Here is an 18204-nt window from a genome sequence, read left to right on the forward strand (position 1 = left end):
GCGCATGTTCTTGACCTCCCTCAATTTAGCCTTATCGGCTCCCAATAAGGTTCGAGGGTGGAGGGTGCGTGCTTCTCGCTGTCTTCTCGGATATCCACGGCAACCGGCAGGCGTTCGAGGCGTGCCTGAAAGTCGCGCGGGCGCGTGGCGCCGAGCGCTTCATCCTGCTTGGCGACTTCGTCGGCTATGGCGCCGATCCGGAATGGGTGGTGGATACCGCGATGGAGCTGGTTGTCCAAGGCGCCGTCGCCGTGCGCGGCAATCATGACCAGGCGGTGAATTCCTCGGCCGAGACCATGAATGCCGAGGCGCAAATCGCGATCGAATGGACCCGCGGCCGGCTCGACACCGCGCAGCGGCGGTTCCTGGCGGAATTGCCGATGCTGGTGGAGGACGGCGATCGCCTGTTCGTGCATTCGGAAGCCTCCAGCCCCCGAAGCTGGCACTATGTCCGATCGACCGCCGACGCAGCCAAGAGCCTGATCGCGACGCCGGCTCATGTCACGTTCTGCGGCCACATCCACCGCCCGGCGATCTATTCGATGTCGGTGACGGCGAAGATGTCGGGACTCGTGCCCAAGACTGACGTCTCCGTACCGCTGCTGCGCGGCCGGCAATGGCTTGCGGTGCTCGGCTCGGTCGGCCAGCCGCGCGATGGCGATCCATCCGCGGCTTTCGCGCTGTTCGACACGGTCTCGTGCCAGATCACCTATTGCCGCGCGCCCTACGACGTCGAGACGGCCGCGAACCGGATCCGCGAGAACGGCCTGCCGCATTGGCTCGCCGACCGACTGTCGCAGGGGCGTTAGAGGCCGATGCCGAAACCCCTCGTCAAATCGGGCGCAGAGATCGACGGCTACACGATTGGCGAATGCGTCCATGCCGGCGGAATGGCGACGCTGTGGACCGTCACCCGTCCCGGCCTCGACGTGCCGCTGCTGATGAAAATTCCGCGGGTGTCGGAGGGCGAGGACCCCGCGGCGATCGTCTCCTTCGAGATGGAGATGATGATCCTGCCGCGGCTTGCGGGTCCGCACGTGCCCTCCTGTTTCGGCACCGGCGATTTCGCCCACCAGGCCTATGTCGTGATCGAGCGCATCTCCGGGACCACGCTCTACAAGCGGTTGCCCGACCTGCCGCTGCCGTATGACGAGGCGCGGCAGCTCGTCGCCAGGATCGCAACGGGGCTTGCTGATTTGCACCGGCAGAACGTGATCCATCACGACATCAAGCCGAGCAGCATCATGTTCCGCGAGAGCGGCGAGGCGGTGTTGATCGACTATGGCCTGTCGCATCACAACCATCTGCCGGACCTGTTGCAGGAGGAATTCCGCCTGCCTTACGGCACCGCGCCCTATATGGCGCCAGAACGGTTGTCAGGGGTGCGCGACGATCCGCGCAGCGATCTGTTCTCGCTGGGCGTGCTGCTCTATTTCTTCACGACCGGCGAGCGGCCGTTCGGCGAGGGCGAGACACTGCGTGCGATGCGGCGCCGGCTTTGGCGCGATCCGCACCCGCCGCGCGGCTTGCGCGCTGATTATCCGCCCTGGCTCCAGGAGGTGGTGCTGCGGTGCCTCGAGATCGAACCGGTGCGGCGCTATCCGACGGCGTCGCAGCTCGCCTTCGATCTGACCCATCCGGACCAGATCAGGCTCACCACACGCTCGGAGCGGATGAAGCGCGACCCGTTAAGCGTCGCTTGGCGGCGCCGCTTCAACCAGGGCGTCATGCAGCCGCGCGCGAAATCGGATGTCGCAGCCCAGATCGCATCAAGCCCGATCCTCGCGGTCGCGCTCGACACGGTGGAAGGCGCCCCCGAGCTGAACGAAGCGTTGCGCGTCACCACCGGGCGTATTCTCGCCACGCTGCCGTCGGCGCGGCTCGCCTGTCTCAACGTGCTGAGGCTCAACCGCATCGCGATTGACAGGACGCTGGATGAGCAGGGCTCCAACAAGCATATCGACCGGTTGGTGGCGCTCAGACACTGGGCCACGCCGCTCAAGCTCGATGAGAGCCGGCTCTCGGCTCACGTGCTGGAAGCCGTCGATCCCGCGGCGGCCATCCTGGAGTTTTGCGAGGTCAACCACGTCGACCACGTCATCATCGGCGCGCGGCAGGGCTCGTTCAGGCGCACGCTGCTCGGCAGCGTCTCGGCCAAGGTGGCCTCGGAAGCGGCCTGCACCGTCACCGTGGTACGGCCGCCGCGAATGGCTGCGGATGCGGGCGAGGAGGCCGGATAGGGCCGCGCTCTGGATCCTGGAGGCTCAGGCCGCGTGAGCGGTGTGGACGGAGCGCTTGCGACGGATCGGCCAGGAGAATTGCGGGCCGGGCTCGCAGTGATCCGCGCTGCCGCCGAAGAACTGGATGATCTCGCGGCACGGCTCGCAGTTGAACAGGTTACGCGACGCGGATGCCTTGGTCATTTCCTTGAGGCAGTTCGGGCAATGCGGCTTCATGAGCTTGGTCCAGAAAAGAATTCAATGCCGGCGCGGTGACCGGAGCGGGTGATCCAGGTCCATCTCGGGCCCGGTGTCGTCGCGCATCTCGCCTTCGGTGCGCTCGAGCCGACCGAAGAAAAAATCGAGGTCAGGATGTGGGCGCCGCGGGATGCGGCACCGGCGCTTCGGCTGACGTTTCACGAGCGCGATCTGCATGGGGTCAGGCCCGATACCAGTCGCGACGAGCGATGCGGGCCGAGCGTACCGAGACCTTCACCGGTCCGGCCGATGGACCAAACACAACAAACGCACAAAAACCAAGCCACAACGCCACGCCAGTCCAGACCAGGGTCGTCGTCATGATGTGCTCCCGCGAAAACAGGCAAGAATCACTTGCGGTGATTTGCGCCAATCAGGGAAGCCCGGAGGAGTACGGATCAAGTTGCAAATTTAGGCATTACGCGCCGCAACACCCGTAGAGGCCGCACGTCTGCGGAGTCGAGCGGGCCCTCAGATCGCCTCGCCGCGTGCACCCGCGGCGGCGTTGCGGATTGCGGCGATGTTGGTCTTATAGGCGTCCTGCGTGCCGCCCCTGAACACGGACGTGCCGGCGACGAAGGCGTTGGCCCCGGCCGCAGCCAGGGGACCTGCGACGTCGGGCCCGACGCCGCCATCGACCTCGATATCGATCGGCCGGCCCGCTGTCATGGCGCGGATGTCGCGGATCTTGCCGATCGCGGAGGGGATGAAGGCCTGGCCGCCGAAGCCGGGATTGACCGACATCACCAGCACGAGGTCGACCAGGTCCAGGACGTATTCGAGCGCACTGATCGGCGTGCCCGGATTGAGCGAAACGCCGGCCTTCTTGCCGAGTGCGCGGATCGCCTGAAGCGAGCGGTGCAGATGGGGACCGGCCTCGGCATGCACGGTGATGTGGTCGCAGCCGGCTTTCGCGAAGGCCTCGAGATAGGGGTCACAGGGCGAGATCATCAGATGCGCGTCGAAGATCTTCTTGGTGTGCGGGCGCATCGCCTTAATGACGTCGGGGCCATACGAGATGTTGGGAACGAAGTGCCCGTCCATGACGTCGAGATGGATCCAGTCGGCTCCAGCGGCGTCCACGGCGCGCACCTCCTCGCCGAGCCTGGAGAAATCCGAGGCCAGGATCGAGGGCGCGATTGCCAGGGGGCGGGGAGCGAAGGCTTGGGTCATGGCGGTTTCCCGTGGCGGCCGTGGAAGATGGACTCGCCTAACATGGGCCTCTCAGCCGGGCAATGCAGGGGCGGCGTGCTTCCTGTGGGCGGAAATTTCTGCCGCGACCGGCATGAATTGCCGGTGTTCCGGGCCGTGCAAAGTGCGGTGAAAGCGGATTTCATTGAGCTTTTTGCGCTGGCACGGCGCTTGCTGACTTCACCTGAACAGAACATTGGCCGCGGCATGCCGCATCGGTTGGAGTTGTGCAATGTTGTTTGCTCTTGGGGCCGTATCGAGCGCACTCGACGCGATCCAATCGCTGACGAATTCGAAATCGTCCTCGTCGACGCAGAAGACGGGGTCCTCGCAAAAGCCTGCGACCAATCCGTTCGCGATCGAGAGCGGCAGCAACAGCACGACCGGCGCGGCCTCGTCGGTCAATGCGGGCAAGACCCCGCAGATCTCGCCGGAGACGATGAACGCGCTGTTCGCTGCGCAGAGCCAATCCTCGGACAGCACCGGCAGCGCCGCCAGCTCGACCTCGTCGAGTTCGACGTCCTCCTCCTCGACGCGCCGCGACGCCGCCTTGAAGGATCTGTTCTCGCAGATCGATGGGGACGGCGACGGCAAGATCACCAAGTCGGAATTCGAGAATGCGCTCGGCGCCGGCGGCACCAATCTCGCGCAGGCCGACGACGTTTTCTCGAAGCTGGATTCGAATACCGACGGCAGCGTCAGCCTCGACGAGATGTCGAAGGCGCTGAAGGGCGGCCATCACGGTCACCATCACGCGCAAGGCGCGGGCGATGCCTCCGGCAGCGGTTCGGGTTCCTCCTCGCGGTCCAGCGGCGGCTCGACCTCGACCTCGACGACCGGCGCCGACGGTTCGACCACCACCACTGTCACCTATGCCGACGGCTTCAAGATGTCGACGACGGTCCCGGGCGCCTCCAGCTCCCGTAATTCGGCGTACGATCTGTTCGCGCAGTTGATGCAGCGGCAGGGCGGGCAGGGACAAGGCGCCTCAGCGGCTGTCGGTTCATCGATGTCGATGAGCGTGTAACCTTGCTCACGGCTAGCCTGCATATTCGTGCGTGATGTCACGATAGACATACCGATCACGGATTTCGCGGTTGAAGAACGTACCCTTTGAGCGCACATTCTTGAGCGCGGCGGCGACCTCGGGCGGAACGTCCGCGTAGACATAGACGCGTCCGCTGACGAAAGTCACCGTCAGCTCGCGCCTATCGGGGGCGTAGCGGAAAAAGCGGATCACGGAAGACGGCATGGTTGTGCACCTTGTCGGCCAGGGTAACGCCGTGTCAGCCGTTTCGTTTCTATCCGAACCGGTCCTTCCACGCCGGCATTGCGCCGGCAAAGGACAGGGCCGTCGCATTGTAGACGCCGCGAGCGATGGCGCGTGCGACCACGTTGGCGGCGATCGTTCCGAGCTCGGTAAGGCCGACCAGCGGCTCGATCGGCTTCTCGCCCGTTGCGGCGGCGAACAGCACGTCGCCGTCGGTCGGGGCATGCACTGGATAGATCGCACGGGCGAACCCGGTATGCGCGATCATCGCAAGCCGCTTGGCCTGGGGTTTGGTCAGCGTGGCATCGGTGACGACGAGACCGATCGTGGTGTTCTCGCGCGCGTTCGCGGCGGGTCCGCCCTTGATGCGCATCGCCAGCATGTCCGGTGTGAACGTGGACGGCAGGCCGCGCCCGCCGAACTCGCCGTTCTCCTCGAAGGGCGCAGCCCAGAACCAAGGCCCTTCGCCAACGGTTGTGCTGCCGACCGCGTTGACGACCATGATCGCGGCGACCTTGATACCATTGGCCAGGACCGCGGAGGCCGACCCCAGTCCACCCTTGAAGGTCGCGGTGGTGGCACCGAGGCCGGCGCCGACGCTGCCCAGTGCGAAATCGTCGCTGGCGGCCAACGCGGCGGCGTAGCCGAGATCGCGATAGGGCGCGAAGCGTCCCCAGGCCTTGTCGCCGCCGTTGAGCAAGTCGAAAACGATTGCGCCAGGCACGATCGGAATCACCGCCTCGCGAATCCGCAAGCCGCGGCCTTGTTCGGCGAGCCAGGCCTGGATGCCGCCGCCGGCGTCGATTCCAAAGGCGGAGCCGCCGGACAGCGCGACGGCGTCAACGCGATCGACGGTGCTGGCGAGGTCGAGCAACGCGTCTTCGCGCGTGCCGGGTCCGCCGCCGCGAACATCGATGGCCGCAACCGCGGGGGCGTCGAAGATGATCGCAGTCGTGCCAGTGGCGATTGTCGCATCCTCGGCATGGCCGACGCGGACGCCGGCGATATCGGTGAGAAGGTTTTTCAAGGCGGCTCCGCAGGCTGAAAGGCGCTCGCTTCAGCGATATCGCAGGGATGCCGCAGGCTCAACCGGCGAGCGCGGTCCTCAGCATCTTGGCGAGCTCGGACTTACGGTAGGGCTTTGCCAGCAGCAGCACGCCGGAATCGAGCCGCCCGTGATGGACGATGGCGTTCTCGGTGTAGCCCGAGGTGAACAGCGTCTTCAGGTCGGGGCGGCGGCGAGCCGCCTCGTCGGCGAGCTGGCGGCCGTTCATGTTGCCGGGCATGATGACGTCCGTGAATAGCAGGTCGATGTCCTTGTCGGCGTCGATGATGACGAGGGCCTCGGCCGCGTTGGCGGCTTCGAGGGCGGTATAGCCGAGGCTCTTGATCTGGGTCACGACATATTGGCGCACCAGCGCGTCGTCCTCGACGATCAGGATCTTTTCGTGGCCGCCGGTGACCGGCGCGTTCTGCAGCGCCTCGAATTCGGTCTCCTGCACGCCGCTCGAGCGCGGCAGGTAAATCTTCACGCTCGTGCCGTGGCCTTCCTCGCTGTAGATCTTGATGTGTCCGCCGGACTGCTTGACGAAGCCGAACACCATGCTGAGCCCGAGGCCGGTGCCCTTGCCGACCTCCTTCGTGGTGAAGAAGGGATCGAACACCCGGTCCATCAACTCCGGCGGGATTCCGGAGCCGGTGTCGCTGACGGCGATCATGACGTAATTGCCGGCCACCACGTCGGGATTCATGCTGGCATAGCCGTCGTCGAGGAAGATGTTGCGCGTCTCCAGCACCAGCGTGCCGCCGTCGGGCATCGCATCGCGCGCGTTCAGCGCGAGGTTGAGGATCGCGGTGGAAAGCTGGCCCGGGTCGATCAGTGCCGGCCACGCATCCTCGGTGAGTTGCGGCATGATGGTGATCTGCTCGCCGAGCGTGGGATGCAGGAGCTTTGCGGCCTCGAGCGTCAATGCGTTGACGTCGATTTCGCGTGGTTGGAGCGGCTGCTTGCGGGCGAACGCGAGCAGATGCTTGGTCAGTTGCGCGCCGCGCTCGGCGGCGTCGTCGATCAGCTTGGTGATGGCGGCGAGCTCGGGACGGTCAGCGACCGCGTCCGCCAAAATTCCGATCGTGCCGGTGATGACGGTCAGCACATTGTTGAAGTCGTGCGCGACACCGCCGGTCAATTGACCAATCGAATCCATCTTCTGGACGTGCCTGAACTGCGCCTCGGCCGCCTGCTTCTCGGTGAGGTCGCGGCCGATGAAGAAATGGCGCTTGATCGGCTCGGACCAGGTGCCCATCCAGTTCAGCGTGACCTCGTGACCGTCGTAGTGGTAGTAGCGCGCCTCGAAGCTGCGCTTGACCGCGCCACGCCGCGCCGCGCGCATCTCGTCGCGCGTCTTCTGGAGGTCATCGGGATGAATGAACTCGGTGGCGCTGTGCCCGATCATGTCTTCCGGATTCAAGCCGAGAATGGTCTTCACGCTCGGGCTGACCTGGATGAAATTGCCAAAACCGTCGGTGACCAGGATCAGATCCTGTGAGGTCTCGAAGATCCGCTGCCGCTCCTCGACCTCGCGGCGCAGTTTTTCTCGTGCCTGCTTCTCTTCCGTGATGTCGTGGGCGATCTTGGAAGCGCCGATGATCTGTCCGTTGGCTGATTTCAGCGGAGAAACATTGAGGACGACGTCGACCCGCCGGCCGTCCTTTCGGATCCGGACCGTCTCGTGCTGTGCGATCGTTTCGTTGCCGCCGACCCGGTTCAGGATACCCCTGACCTCGGCCTTGCGGTCCTCCGGGACGATGATGTCGATCGGCTGCCCGATGGCCTCCGCGGCGGCATAGCCGAACAGATGTTCGGCGGCCTTGTTCCAGCCCGTGATGACACCGTCGAGCGTCTTCGTGATGATGGCATCATTGGCGGATTCGACGACGGCGCCGTACAGGGCAAGGCGCTTGCCATAATAGTCGCGATCCAATGCCGACTGCTGGCGCAGCCTGCCGACGAGACCCAGCGTATGCGCCTGGAGGCGGACATTTTCGATCAGGAGCACCGCGAGCACGAAGGTCGCCGCGCAGAGGCCGTAGACACGGCCGGCGTAGAAGCCGAGATCGAAGCGCGCCACGTTGACGATCGCCGACAGCGCGATGTCGAACAGCCATGCGCACATCACCACCATGAGCCAGACATCGATGACCGAATGCGGACGGCGGAACCACAGCGAGACCAGCGCGGCGAAGCTCAAGGACCAGACAAAGGACACCACGCCGATCATGATCTGCGTGTAGCCGCCATCGCGCAGCAGGACCGGAAGCAGGTCGTGCTGCGCAGTGACGATCCAGGTCAAGACGATCATGATCGTGACGACGCCGACCACGCTGGCGTAGATCGGCTTGCTTGCCGAGCCCGTGATCCGGGCGCCGCCGTCGGCCTCCTTCAGCCAGGCGTACGCCAGCACGCAGAGCGGAAAGCCGCCGTGCCAGATCATGTAGAGCCAGACCGTGGTCTGCTGGTTGGCCCCCAGCAGCCCGGTCGGCGAAAAAAGTCCGGGGAAGGTGAGGGCATGGACCACGGCCGCGGCGGCTGTGAACAGATAGCCCGTCGCGAGCACGAGCAGCGCGCTGGTCCTGAGCACCGCAAACTGCGACAACAGCAGGACGGCGGTGACAATGTCCGCGACCACAAGGGCGGATTGATAGCTGGCGACGAAGGCTGGCACGGGCAGTAGCGAGATACCCGCGAAGGGCACGGCCACTGCGAACAGGATCGACGAGACGCCCACGATCGCCAATGCTGCGGTGCGGTCCTTCGGGGTAGCCGGCAACGTCGAAAGGAATGTGCTTCGATCGGTCGTCGCAGACACGTGCAGCTCGCGCAGATCGGTTTTGAGCATCTTCGCCAATCTCATTTGGCCCAATCAATTTCTGCCCATGGTAGCGGGTTCTGGGCACGCATCATGACAAAACCCACTGCGACTCAACCGAAGGTTACAGTTTACTTAATTTTGGGGGGAACGCGCACCGGGGATCGGGTAAGATGCGCTTTACTGGATGGTGCAATAATGCTCTCCCGCAGCTGCGGGTTCCAGGTTTGAACCAGGCATTTTGATTTCAGGATCCGGGAGTTGTTCCCTATGCCCCGCGTTCTCATCATCGACGACCAGAAGGACGTCCGTGCGATGGTCGCGATCGTGCTGCGCGTCAACCGTTATGAGGTCGTTGAGGCCGACAGCGGCGCAGCCGGGGTGAAAGCCTTCACCGAGGTCGGCTTCGACGCGGCAATCGTGGACATTTTCCTCGGCGATACCAGTGGCGTCGAGGTCATCACGACCCTGCGCGAGCTTGCACCGAGCCTCCCGGTCGTTGCCGTGTCGGGGATGACGGCGCTGGACTTCATGGAACAATCGCCCCACCTCGCCAGCGTGGTCTGCCTGCAAAAGCCGTTTCGGCCGAACGATCTTCTTCAAGCGCTGAGGAAGGCCCAAGCCGCGGTGGACGGCGCGATACAAGCAGCAGTCTGATCCTAACGCAGGAAGAAACGCCCCGGGCGAGCCGGGGCGCGATGGTGATTGGAGGAGGCCTTCAGGCCCCGGCAAGCGTGCTTAGGTGCCGTTGCCGCTGATCGCGGCGTAGCCGCCCTTGGCGTCCCATTTGTAGACGACGTAGTCGAGCTGCTTGATATCGCCCTTGGAGTCATACTCGATCGGCCCGATCACGGTATCCCACTTGCCGGCCTTGATGGCTGCCATGACCTTCTTGGCGTCGGTGGTGCCGGCCTTCTTGGCCGCCTCCGACCAGACCTGCATCGCTGCGTAGGTGTAGAGCGTGTAGCCCTCGGGGTCGATGTTCTTGGCCTTGAAGGCTTCGACGATCTTCTTCGCGGTCGGCTTGTTGCGCGGATCGGGGCCGAAGGTGAACAGCGTGCCTTCGCCGGCCGGGCCGGTGATGGAGGCGTATTCCTTGTCGGCGAGTGCGTCGCCGGCCATCAGCACGGTCTTCAGGCCCTGGTCGCGCATCTGGCGCAGGAGAAGGCCGCTCTCTTGATGGTAGCCCCCGACATAGACGAGATCGATGTTGTCGCGCTTCAGCCGCGAGACGATCGCGTTGAAGTCCTTGTCGCCCTTGTTGTAGGACTCGTACATCTTCTCGGTGACGCCGGCCTTGTTGAGCGCCTTCTTGGTCTCGTCCGCAAGACCCTTGCCGTAGGTGGTCTTGTCGTTGAGGATGGCGATGTTCTTGCCCTTGTAGTTCTTGGCGATGAACTGGGCGGCGACCAGGCCCTGCTGGTCGTCGCGGCCGCAGACGCGCGCCACGTTCCACAGTCCGCTATCGGTGAACTTCGGATTGGTGGAGGCGGGAGTAATCTGGAGCACGTTGCCGTCGGCATAGGCTTCCGACGCGGGGATCGACGAGGACGAGCAATAATGCCCGGCCACGAACGGAATTTTCGCGCCGGCGATCTTCTCGGCGATCGAGCGCGCCTGTTTCGGATCGCAGGCGTCGTCCTCGACGGACAACGCGAGCTTCTTGCCGTTGACGCCGCCGGCGGCGTTGATATCGGCTACGGCCATCTCGGCGCCGTTCTTCATCTGGCGGCCGAAGGCGGACTCGCCGCCGGTCATCGGACCTGCGACTGCGACGGTGACATCCTGCGCGAATGCCGCGCTCGACAGCGCGATCGATGCGCCGAATGCCAGACCGATGAGCTTCAGTGATTTCATGAGATACCTCGAGGGTGGTCGCCTGTGGAAGTTACCGGGCATGCCCGGTTCAAACCGGCGCCATTCTTGAATGAATTCGAGGAGAAGTCACCGGCAAAATACGGGCATTGGCAGAGATATCGCCAAATTCGGCCGCACGGGTTCGCCTTGGGCGGCCTCAGCCGTGCCGGCCGCCTTCCAGGTAGGCGGCGCGAATCTCGGGGCGCTGCAACAACTCGGCACCGGTCCCGGCCAGGGTGATCAGGCCATTGACCATGACATAGCCGCGATGGGCGAGCTTGAGCGCGTGGTTGGCGTTCTGCTCGACGATCAGCACGGTCAGGCCGTCCTGCCGGTTCAGAGTGCGGATCGCATCGAAAATCTGGCGCGCGATCAGCGGCGCCAGACCGAGCGAGGGCTCATCAAGCAGGAGCAGGCGAGGGCGGCTCATCAAAGCGCGGCCGATGGCCAGCATCTGCTGCTCGCCGCCAGACAGGGTTCCCCCGCGCTGGCCGTAGCGTTCCTTCAGCCGCGGAAACAGCGTGAACACGCGTTGTAGCGTCACCTCGCGTTCGGCGTCGGTGCATTCGGTGGCGTCCGCCCCCATCTGGAGATTTTCCGCCACGCTCATGCGCGGGAAGATGCGGCGGCCTTCCGGCGATTGCGCGATGCGCAAATGCGCGATCTCGTGGGTGGGCACTTCGGTGATGTCGCGGCCTTCGTACAGGATCTGGCCGGCGCGGGCGCGGGGCTTGCCGAAGATCGTCATCATCAGCGTCGATTTGCCGGCGCCGTTGGCGCCGATCAGCGCCACGATCTCGCCGGCATTGATCTCGAGGTCAACGCCCTTCAGCGCCTCGATCTTGCCGTAGGCAGCGCGAAGGCCGTGGATCGCGAGCAGGGCAGTGGGCGACGTCACGACCCGCTCTCCATCACGGCCGCCGCCTCTTCCTCATCGGTGCCGAGATAGGCGGCGATCACCTTCGGATCGTCGCGAACCTCGCGCGGGGAGCCTTCAGAAATCTTCACACCGTGGTCCATCACCACGATATGGTCGGAGATCTCCATCACCACGGACATGTCGTGCTCGATCAGCAGGATCGAGGTGCCGAGCTCGTTGCGGATCGACAGCAGCAGCTCGCTCAGGGCGGCGCTCTCGCGCGCATTGAGGCCGGCGGCGGGTTCGTCCAGGCACAAGAGCGCGGGCTCGGTGCACATCGCGCGTGCGATCTCGAGTCGTCGCTGGTCGCCATAGGCAAAATTACCGGCAGCATCGTCGGCGCGATCGAGCAAATTGACGCGCTTGAGCCAGTCGGTGGCGAGATCGATCGCGCGCTTCTCGGCGTCGCGGTAGACGGGCGCGCCAATGAGCCCGAGCAAGGTGAAGCCGGAGGCGCGCATCAGCGCGTTGTGCTGCGCCACCATCAGGTTTTCCAGCGCGGTCATGCCGGGAAACAGGCGGATGTTCTGGAAGGTGCGGGCGACCTTGGCCTGCTTGGCGATGCGGAAATCGTTCAGCCGTTCCAGCGCGATCACCTTGCCGTCGTCATGGCCGAGGCGGATGGCGCCGCCGCTCGGCTTGTAGAAGCCGGTGATGCAGTTGAAGACCGTCGTCTTACCGGCACCGTTGGGTCCGATCAGCGCGGTGATCTTCTTCCGCTCGGCAGCAAACGACAGGTCCTGCACCGCGACGATGCCGCCGAAGCGCATGGTGAGCCGGTCGACCTCGAGAATCTGGTCGCGGCTCATCCGTGCCCCTCCTTGACGAGGTCCGATGAGATCGCGTGGGCCTTGGTCAGGTACACGGTCGGCGCGCGATGGCCGATCAGGCCGCGCGGCCGCCAGATCATGATCAGCACCATGGCCATGCCGAACACCAGCATGCGATAGCTCTCGAGGCTCCGGAACAGTTCGAAACCGCCGATCATGGCGAGCGCTGCGAGCGCGACGCCAAGCTGCGAGCCCATGCCGCCAAGCACGACGATGGCGAGCACCAGCGCCGATTCCTGGAAGGTGAAGGATTCCGGGCTGATGAAGCCCTGGCGGGTCGCAAAGAACGCGCCGGCAAAGCCGCCGAACATCGCACCGGTCGCGAATGCCGTGAGCTTGGTGGTCGTGGTGTTGATGCCGAGCGCGCGGCAGGCGACCTCGTCCTCGCGCAGGGCTTCCCAGGCGCGGCCGATCGGCAGGCGGCGCAGCCGGATCGTCACCCAGTTGGTGAGCAGCGCGAGCGCCAGGATCAGGTAGAACAGGAAGACGATGCGATGGGTCGGAGAATATTCGATGCCGAGTCTGGCGGCGAGCCCGTTGTCGCTGTTGTCGAGCGGGATGCCGAAGAAAGAGGGGCGGGGAATGCTGGAGACGCCGTTGGGGCCGCCGGTCAGATCCTGCCAATTAATGATGACGAGGCGAATGATCTCGCCGAAGGCGAGCGTCACGATCGCGAGGTAGTCGCCGCGCAGGCGCAGCACGGGGAAGCCGAGCAGCACGCCCCAGAATGCGGCGAGGACGCCCGCTAGCGGCAGGCAGATCCAGAATGACCAGCCGAAATTGGTCGCAAGCAGCGCGTAGGAATAGGCGCCGACCGCATAGAAGGCGACATAGCCGAGATCGAGCAGGCCAGCCAGCCCGACCACGACATTCAACCCCCAGCCCAGCATCACATAGGTGAGCACGAGGATGGCGAGATCTAGGATGTAGCGCTGGTCATAGAAGATCACAGGCACCAGCAGGGTGAAGATCAGAAGCGCCGGTGCGAGATAGCGGCCGAGGAACGACATTCCGCTCTGCACCGCCGGCGGCACCAGCTTCTCGGCGCCGGTCGGACCGATCCATTGCTTGAGCAGCTCGAGCACGATCGAGCCGCCGAATACCGCGGCGACGAGGGAGGCGACCTCGCCGAAGCGCGTCCAATAGGTGAGCTGGCCGTCGGAACCGGCTTCGGTGCGGACGCCGACCATCAGCGAGAACAGCACCAGCGCGATCAGTGCGTTGACGCAGGCGGTCTTCAGGAGAGCGGGGATGCCCGATGCGGTTTTGGCCGTATTGATCGAGGGAGCTTTCACGCGCGCGACCGTCAGACTTTTTCGACTTCGGGGCGGCCGAGCAGGCCGGTCGGCATGAAGATCAGCACGACGATCAGGATCGAGAACGCGGCGACATCCTTGTATTCGACCGAGAAATAGGCCGACCAGAACGTCTCGATCAGCCCGATCGCGAGCCCCCCGAGCATGGCGCCGGGCAGCGAGCCGATGCCGCCGAGTACGGCCGCGGTGAACGCCTTGATGCCGGCGACGAAGCCCATGAAGAAATCGACCAGGCCGTAATAGAGCAGGTACATCAGGCCGGCCACTGCGGCGAGCGCAGCGCCGATCACGAAGGTCATGGAGATAGTGCGGTCGACGTTGACGCCGAGCAGCGCCGCCATGGTCTGGTCCTGCTCGCAGGCGCGCATGTCGCGCCCGAGCCGTGTGCGCGACACCAGCCAGGTGAAGATCGCCAGCAGCACGATGGTGGTGATGACCACCACGATCTGGATATTGGAGAGCTGGATGACGAAGCCATCGGCGCTCTCGTGCAGCGTATAGCCGCCGGTGATCACTGGCGGGACTGGCTTCACCCGCGCGCCTTGCGCCACCTGCGAATAGTTGGTCAGCACGAACGACATGCCGATCGCCGACAGCATCGGCGCGAGGCGGAAGGAGTGGCGCAGCGGACGGTAGGCGATGCGCTCGATGGTCCAGCCATACAGGGCGGTGATCGCCATCGAGACCAGGATCACGATCAAAAGGATCACCGGGACCGCAGTCAGGCCCGTCGAGACCAGGAGAAGGAAGGTGATCAGGGCGATGAAGCCGCCGATCATGAAGACATCGCCATGGGCGAAGTTGATCATCCCGACGATGCCGTAGACCATCGTGTAGCCGATCGCGATCAGCCCGTAGATCGAGCCGAGCACGAGGCCGTTGATGAGCTGCTGGGCGAAATAATCCATAGGCTGCCGTACCCAAATCTGACGCGGCTCAAAGGGAGCTCTTCGAGAGAGAGTGCTGGTTTCTTCTCGGGCCCCGGCAGCCCTTAAGCATTCTCGTTTTGTAACAGGAGGGAACTGGCGGCTGCAACCGGCCTCGCCTCCGCATCAAGGCTTTTACAGAGATCATTTGGCGCTCCGGTTCCCCCGCAATGGGCGGAACCGGCTCCGCCAGCGCCATCGGATGCCTGTCGGGAGGCAGTTAAGGTAAACAAAGGGTTTAAATTGCCGCCACAGTCTGATGCGAGTTAGCTCCCGGCAGAGCCTTTCATCGAAGGCGCGGGCCAAACGAAGCGGGAAGCGGCATGTTCGGAAACTGGCGGATCGGTTCGGTCAACGGCGCACTTCTGGCGGCCTATTTCATCCCGACCTGGACCCTCGTTGCCTTCAACATCATGGTGGCGCCGGTGCACGGCCTCTATGAGCGGCCGAGCGTCGCAGTCGCTCTTTTCCTCAGCGACCATCTCCAGATGGCTGGGATGGACACGGTGCGCGCCGCCTGGCTGCTGGCGCTGGGGCGCTTAACGGTGGTGGCGTTCTTTGCGATCTACCTTGCGCTGCTCTGCATCCCCCGTATCCGCAAGAACGGCGGCAGCGACGAAGCGCTCGGCATTGCGCTTGCGATCGGCAGCCTGATCTCGTTTGCGAGCATGATCATGGCCTCGAAGGTCGGCGAGATGGCCGCGCTGCGGCTGCACGCCACCGAACTTCTGCTCTTGCTCGGTGCCGCCATCGTGGTGGTGATCGAGCGGCCCGCGGCGGCGCCCAAGATCGTTCAGAAGCCCGTCGAGGCCACCCCGCCGCTAGGTCTTGAGCAGGCCGAGCTCCTGCACAATCGCTGAGGCTTCCTTGACGGCGTGGTTCGCCGCCGGCACGCCGCAATAGATCGCCTGCTGCAGCAGGATTTCCTTGATGTCGTTGGGCGTGAAGCCACCCTCAGCGAGGGCCGCGCGCACATGCAGGCGGAATTCATCCCATTGCCCAAGCGCAACCATGGTGCCGATCACCAGCACCCGCCGCGTGCGCTCGTCGAAATGCGGCCGCGTCCAGATCTCGCCCCAGGCGTAGCGCGTGATCATGTCCTGGAAATCGGTGTTGAATGCATTGCGACCCGCGATCGACTTGTCGACCCAGGCATTGCCCAGCATTTTTCGGCGCACGTTCATACCGGCATCGCGGCGTTTCTGGTCGTCCATGCTGTTTCCTCCTTCGTCATTGCGAGGAGCGAAGCGACGAAGCAATCCAGTCTCTCACGGCAGACGGATTTCTGGTTGCATCGCTGTGCTCCCAACGACGGTCGTGGCTAGCGTTGCGTCAAAAAGCCCACGACCGCGTCCGTGAATGCGTGCGGCTGCTCGACATTGGAAATGTGGGCGGCGTCAATGATGGTCATGCTCGCGCCGGGAATGCTTGAGCGGATCAATTCACCCGCCGAAATAGGCGTCGCCATGTCGTGGCGGCCGGCGATCACCAGTGTCGGGTTCTTGATGTTCGGCAGCAACGCGCGCTGGTCGAGCGTCGACAGCGCTTCGCAGCAGGCGAGATAGCCTTCGAGCGGCGAGGCCAGCAGCATCTCCTTCATCCTGGCGGTGATGTCGGGCGCGCGCTCGCGGAAATCCTGGGTGAGCCAGCCGGCGATAACGGCGTCGGCGACGGCGGCGATGCCGCCCTTCTTCACCGCGTCAATGCGCTCGAGCCATTTGGTCGGCTCGGCGTAGTAGCAGGAGGTGTTGGCGAGGATGAGCTTACCGAAGCGCTCCGGCGCGTTCGCGCCGAGCCATTGCCCAACCATGCCGCCCATCGACAGGCCGCACCAGTGCACTTTTTCGATATTGAGGTCGTCCAGGATGGCGAGCACGTCGCGGCCGAAGCGCTCCATGGTGTAGGGGCCGGGCGGAACGTTGGACTTGCCGTGGCCGCGGCGGTCGTAGCGGATGACGCGGAATATCTGCGTCAGTGCCTTCATCTGCGGCTCCCACATCTGCAGCGTGCAGCCGAGCGAGTTCGAGAGCATCAGCGTCGGCCCGCCGTCGCGGCCCTCGACGGAGACGTTGATCAGGCAACCGTCGGCATCAATCATGGGCATGCGGGCGTCTCCGTTTTATTTGCGCGCAGGACTGCTTTATTCGCGTTCGAGGCTGTCGAGCAGGCGATCGATCAGGGCTTGGGAAGCGCCTTGATAGGCCATCGGCTCGAGCAACGCCGCAATTTTTTCCGGCGAAAGATGCGCAGTGACATGCGAATCGGCTGCGAGCACCTCGCGCAGATGCTTCTTCTCGGCGACCGCGCGCTTGCTCGCGGCCTCGATCAGATGATGCGCATCGCTCTTGCCCATCGTCTCGGCCAGCGCAAAGGTAACCGCTTCCGCCATGATCAGCCCGTGCGTCGCATCGAGATTGCTGCGCATGCGCGCGGCATCGACATCGAGACCCTCGGCGATGTCGACGATGGCGGCAAGCGCGCCGGAGGTGACCAGCATCAATTGCGGCAGCGTCGGCCATTCCGCGTGCCAGGGACCGGCGCTGCGTTCGTGGTCCTGCACCTGTGCGGCAAAAATCGTCGCTGCGAGCTGAGGCGCCATGGTCGCGCAGCCGAGCGCGCTTGCGGCTGCGACCGGGTTGCGCTTGTGCGGCATGGTCGAGGAGCCGCCGCGGCCTTCCCCGGCGGGCTCGAACGCCTCTGCGACGTCGGTCTGCATCAGCAGCGAGACGTCGCGCGCGATCTTGCCGCAGCTTCCGGCGAGAATCGCGAAGGCTGATGCGGCTTCCGCGATGCGGTCACGGTGGGTGTGCCAGGGGGCTTCTGGCAATGGCAGGTTCAGCTCCTGCGCCAGCCGTTCTGAAACGACGAGCCCCTTGTCGCCAAGTGCCGCAAGCGTGCCGGCCGCGCCGCCGAATTGCAGTGCGAGGCCCTCGCGGCGCAGCCGCCTGAGGCGGCAGCGGGCGCGGGCAAGGCTTGCGGCATATTCGGCGGCCTTCAGTCCGAACGGCATCGGCAGGGCGTGCTGGAGCCAGGTTCGCGCCACCATTGCCGTGTTGCGATGACTGCGCGCAAGTGCGGCAAAGCCCTTGATGGCGCGGCTGAGATCGGCGTCCAATGCATCGATGCCGGCGCGAAGCGTGAGCATGGTCGCGCTGTCGATGACGTCCTGGCTGGTCGCGCCCCAATGCACGTAGCGTGCGGCCTCGGCGTCGCCCTTGCCGACATTGGCGGTCAGAGTCTTGACCAGGGGGATCGCGAGATTGCCGGATCGAGTCGCGGCCTCGGCCAGCGCAGCCATGTCAAAGGTATCGGCCTTGCACGCGGCTTCGATCGGGCCCACCGCGGACGCGGGAATCACACCCGTGGCCGCCTCGGCTCGGGCGAGGGCTGCCTCGAAATCGAGCATATTCTGAAGGGTCGACCGGTCGTCGCAGACCGCGCGCATGGCCACGCTCGACAGCATCGGCGCGAGCAGGGGGGAGAGGGATGTGCTCATATTGTGCGGGACCTAACCACCATGACCCGCCTGTGCCAATCCCAAACCGGCGGCGC

General features: G+C 64.6%; 20 protein-coding genes. 5 read left to right on the forward strand and 15 right to left on the reverse strand.

The window, feature by feature from the left end:
• The first annotated feature begins 68 nt into the window (after positions 1-68).
• Both AC0L23_RS14720 and AC0L23_RS14725 read left to right on the forward strand, forming a co-directional pair.
• Positions 69-809: a metallophosphoesterase family protein gene (locus tag AC0L23_RS14720; protein ID WP_085351051.1), complete on the forward strand. Its 741-nt coding sequence runs from the start codon at positions 69-71 to the stop codon at positions 807-809.
• Positions 810-815: 6 nt separating this feature from the next.
• A complete protein-coding gene (locus AC0L23_RS14725; protein WP_473357073.1) occupies positions 816-2240 on the forward strand; it encodes a protein kinase domain-containing protein in 1425 nt (474 codons plus the stop codon).
• A 24-nt stretch (positions 2241-2264) separates the two neighbouring features.
• Here the strand turns inward: AC0L23_RS14725 and AC0L23_RS14730 are convergent, their stop codons facing one another.
• From AC0L23_RS14730 to rpe, 4 genes are all read right to left on the reverse strand, one after another.
• A complete protein-coding gene (locus tag AC0L23_RS14730; RefSeq protein WP_085351052.1) occupies positions 2265-2456 on the reverse strand; it encodes a hypothetical protein in 192 nt (63 codons plus the stop codon).
• A 21-nt stretch (positions 2457-2477) separates the two neighbouring features.
• On the reverse strand, positions 2478-2654 hold the full coding sequence (locus AC0L23_RS14735) for a hypothetical protein (protein WP_162847283.1): 177 nt from the start codon (positions 2652-2654) through the stop codon (positions 2478-2480).
• A gap of 4 nt (positions 2655-2658) precedes the next feature.
• Positions 2659-2799, reverse strand: coding sequence for a hypothetical protein (locus AC0L23_RS14740; protein ID WP_162847284.1), 141 nt, complete (start codon positions 2797-2799; stop codon positions 2659-2661).
• Positions 2800-2948: 149 nt separating this feature from the next.
• A complete protein-coding gene (gene rpe, locus AC0L23_RS14745) occupies positions 2949-3650 on the reverse strand; it encodes a ribulose-phosphate 3-epimerase (protein WP_018455567.1) in 702 nt (233 codons plus the stop codon).
• A gap of 250 nt (positions 3651-3900) precedes the next feature.
• On the opposite strand from rpe, the gene AC0L23_RS14750 reads away from it, so the two are divergent.
• Positions 3901-4695, forward strand: coding sequence for an EF-hand domain-containing protein (locus AC0L23_RS14750; protein ID WP_085385053.1), 795 nt, complete (start codon positions 3901-3903; stop codon positions 4693-4695).
• 12 nt (positions 4696-4707) lie between these two features.
• Here AC0L23_RS14750 and AC0L23_RS14755 read toward each other — a convergent pair whose 3' ends face one another.
• The 3 genes from AC0L23_RS14755 to AC0L23_RS14765 are packed head-to-tail and all read right to left on the reverse strand — an operon-like array spanning position 4708 to position 8834.
• Positions 4708-4920 (reverse strand): KTSC domain-containing protein, encoded by a 213-nt coding sequence (locus AC0L23_RS14755; RefSeq protein WP_085351054.1) that lies wholly within the window; start codon positions 4918-4920, stop codon positions 4708-4710.
• Between the two features lie 49 nt (positions 4921-4969).
• Positions 4970-5965, reverse strand: coding sequence for a P1 family peptidase (locus AC0L23_RS14760; protein WP_473357074.1), 996 nt, complete (start codon positions 5963-5965; stop codon positions 4970-4972).
• A 58-nt stretch (positions 5966-6023) separates the two neighbouring features.
• Positions 6024-8834, reverse strand: a complete 2811-nt coding sequence (locus AC0L23_RS14765; protein ID WP_473357075.1) for a PAS domain S-box protein — start codon at positions 8832-8834, stop codon at positions 6024-6026.
• 240 nt (positions 8835-9074) lie between these two features.
• Here AC0L23_RS14765 and AC0L23_RS14770 point away from each other — a divergent pair, with 240 nt between their 5' ends.
• Positions 9075-9461, forward strand: a complete 387-nt coding sequence (locus AC0L23_RS14770) for a response regulator (RefSeq protein ID WP_018455572.1) — start codon at positions 9075-9077, stop codon at positions 9459-9461.
• A gap of 81 nt (positions 9462-9542) precedes the next feature.
• Here the strand turns inward: AC0L23_RS14770 and AC0L23_RS14775 are convergent, their stop codons facing one another.
• The 5 genes from AC0L23_RS14775 to AC0L23_RS14795 form a co-directional block, all read right to left on the reverse strand.
• Positions 9543-10661 (reverse strand): branched-chain amino acid ABC transporter substrate-binding protein, encoded by a 1119-nt coding sequence (locus AC0L23_RS14775; protein WP_018455573.1) that lies wholly within the window; start codon positions 10659-10661, stop codon positions 9543-9545.
• 157 nt (positions 10662-10818) lie between these two features.
• The gene (locus AC0L23_RS14780; protein ID WP_018455574.1) at positions 10819-11559 is read right to left on the reverse strand and encodes an ABC transporter ATP-binding protein; all 741 of its coding nucleotides are present in this window, start codon (positions 11557-11559) and stop codon (positions 10819-10821) included.
• A complete protein-coding gene (locus AC0L23_RS14785; RefSeq protein ID WP_018455575.1) occupies positions 11556-12389 on the reverse strand; it encodes an ABC transporter ATP-binding protein in 834 nt (277 codons plus the stop codon). The genes AC0L23_RS14780 and AC0L23_RS14785 overlap by 4 nt, the downstream gene beginning before the upstream one ends.
• A complete protein-coding gene (gene livM, locus AC0L23_RS14790) occupies positions 12386-13705 on the reverse strand; it encodes a high-affinity branched-chain amino acid ABC transporter permease LivM (protein ID WP_018455576.1) in 1320 nt (439 codons plus the stop codon). The genes AC0L23_RS14785 and livM overlap by 4 nt, the downstream gene beginning before the upstream one ends.
• A gap of 11 nt (positions 13706-13716) precedes the next feature.
• Positions 13717-14634 (reverse strand): ABC transporter permease subunit, encoded by a 918-nt coding sequence (locus tag AC0L23_RS14795; protein WP_018455577.1) that lies wholly within the window; start codon positions 14632-14634, stop codon positions 13717-13719.
• A 341-nt stretch (positions 14635-14975) separates the two neighbouring features.
• On the opposite strand from AC0L23_RS14795, the gene AC0L23_RS14800 reads away from it, so the two are divergent.
• Complete coding sequence (locus tag AC0L23_RS14800; protein WP_018455578.1) at positions 14976-15512, forward strand: hypothetical protein; 537 nt, start codon at positions 14976-14978, stop codon at positions 15510-15512.
• Here the strand turns inward: AC0L23_RS14800 and AC0L23_RS14805 are convergent.
• The 3 genes from AC0L23_RS14805 to AC0L23_RS14815 form a co-directional block, all read right to left on the reverse strand.
• The gene (locus tag AC0L23_RS14805) at positions 15474-15866 is read right to left on the reverse strand and encodes a carboxymuconolactone decarboxylase family protein (protein WP_473357076.1); all 393 of its coding nucleotides are present in this window, start codon (positions 15864-15866) and stop codon (positions 15474-15476) included. The two genes, AC0L23_RS14800 and AC0L23_RS14805, sit on opposite strands and share 39 nt — an antisense overlap.
• Before the next feature lie 107 nt (positions 15867-15973).
• Positions 15974-16756 carry a 3-oxoadipate enol-lactonase gene (pcaD, locus tag AC0L23_RS14810; protein ID WP_018455580.1) on the reverse strand — a complete coding sequence of 261 codons (783 nt, stop codon included), beginning with the start codon at positions 16754-16756 and terminating at the stop codon, positions 15974-15976.
• 36 nt (positions 16757-16792) lie between these two features.
• Positions 16793-18148 (reverse strand): 3-carboxy-cis,cis-muconate cycloisomerase, encoded by a 1356-nt coding sequence (locus AC0L23_RS14815; RefSeq protein WP_368507659.1) that lies wholly within the window; start codon positions 18146-18148, stop codon positions 16793-16795.
• Positions 18149-18204: the final 56 nt, after the last annotated feature.

Source organism: Bradyrhizobium sp. MI1.4, from assembly GCF_055811315.1.

Bases quoted from the DNA above. Each gene is read 5' to 3' on its own strand.
- AC0L23_RS14800 (WP_018455578.1), top strand. From the start codon at position 14,976: ATGTTCGGAAACTGGCGGATCGGTTCGGTCAACGGCGCACTTCTGGCG.
- AC0L23_RS14805 (WP_473357076.1), bottom strand. From the start codon at position 15,866: ATGGACGACCAGAAACGCCGCGATGCCGGTATGAACGTGCGCCGAAAA.
- AC0L23_RS14765 (WP_473357075.1), bottom strand. From the start codon at position 8,834: ATGCTCAAAACCGATCTGCGCGAGCTGCACGTGTCTGCGACGACCGAT.
- AC0L23_RS14740 (WP_162847284.1), bottom strand. From the start codon at position 2,799: ATGACGACGACCCTGGTCTGGACTGGCGTGGCGTTGTGGCTTGGTTTT.
- AC0L23_RS14755 (WP_085351054.1), bottom strand. From the start codon at position 4,920: ATGCCGTCTTCCGTGATCCGCTTTTTCCGCTACGCCCCCGATAGGCGC.
- AC0L23_RS14795 (WP_018455577.1), bottom strand. From the start codon at position 14,634: ATGGATTATTTCGCCCAGCAGCTCATCAACGGCCTCGTGCTCGGCTCG.
- AC0L23_RS14770 (WP_018455572.1), top strand. From the start codon at position 9,075: ATGCCCCGCGTTCTCATCATCGACGACCAGAAGGACGTCCGTGCGATG.
- AC0L23_RS14815 (WP_368507659.1), bottom strand. From the start codon at position 18,148: ATGAGCACATCCCTCTCCCCCCTGCTCGCGCCGATGCTGTCGAGCGTG.
- AC0L23_RS14735 (WP_162847283.1), bottom strand. From the start codon at position 2,654: ATGCAGATCGCGCTCGTGAAACGTCAGCCGAAGCGCCGGTGCCGCATC.
- AC0L23_RS14730 (WP_085351052.1), bottom strand. From the start codon at position 2,456: ATGAAGCCGCATTGCCCGAACTGCCTCAAGGAAATGACCAAGGCATCC.
- pcaD (WP_018455580.1), bottom strand. From the start codon at position 16,756: ATGCCCATGATTGATGCCGACGGTTGCCTGATCAACGTCTCCGTCGAG.
- AC0L23_RS14775 (WP_018455573.1), bottom strand. From the start codon at position 10,661: ATGAAATCACTGAAGCTCATCGGTCTGGCATTCGGCGCATCGATCGCG.
- AC0L23_RS14785 (WP_018455575.1), bottom strand. From the start codon at position 12,389: ATGAGCCGCGACCAGATTCTCGAGGTCGACCGGCTCACCATGCGCTTC.
- AC0L23_RS14725 (WP_473357073.1), top strand. From the start codon at position 816: ATGCCGAAACCCCTCGTCAAATCGGGCGCAGAGATCGACGGCTACACG.
- rpe (WP_018455567.1), bottom strand. From the start codon at position 3,650: ATGACCCAAGCCTTCGCTCCCCGCCCCCTGGCAATCGCGCCCTCGATC.
- AC0L23_RS14750 (WP_085385053.1), top strand. From the start codon at position 3,901: ATGTTGTTTGCTCTTGGGGCCGTATCGAGCGCACTCGACGCGATCCAA.